Raw genomic sequence first — 408 nt, 5'->3', positions numbered from 1 at the left:
CGGCATGAGTGTCGCGATCTTCGACAGCGACGGAGATTACGGCGCCGTGATCGTTTCCGGCAGCAACCTGACGCTAGAACAAGCGGATGTGGATGCCGCTGCCGAACTGTTTTCCCCAGACGGCGTCCTGATATTGCAGAATGAAGTCCCGGACGCCGCCAATGTCGCTGCCGCCAAGGCGATGAAGGCGGCTGGCGGCCAGGTGGTGCTGAATGCCGCGCCTGCGCGTGACGTCTCCTGCGATTTGGCAGCGCTTGTCGATATCCTTGTTGTCAACGCAATCGAGGCCGAGCAGCTCACAGATACGGCTGTGTTTGATACGTTGGAAGGCGCGCTCGAAGCTGCCCGGCTTCTGACGAAATCCTATCCGATCGCCGTCGTCACCGCCGGAGGCGCAGGCGTCGCCTA

Annotated in this window: 1 protein-coding gene; it reads left to right on the top strand. The window is 61.5% G+C overall.

Annotation, left to right across the window (positions count from 1 at the left end; genetic code table 11):
• Positions 1–408, top strand: a 408-nt coding sequence (locus AC1D0P_RS30780) for a PfkB family carbohydrate kinase (RefSeq protein ID WP_477680197.1), incomplete at both ends; no start/stop codon positions are given.

The organism is Polaromonas sp. P1_G2 (assembly GCF_056405515.1).
This window is presented reverse-complemented; position numbering and strand designations above follow the sequence as displayed.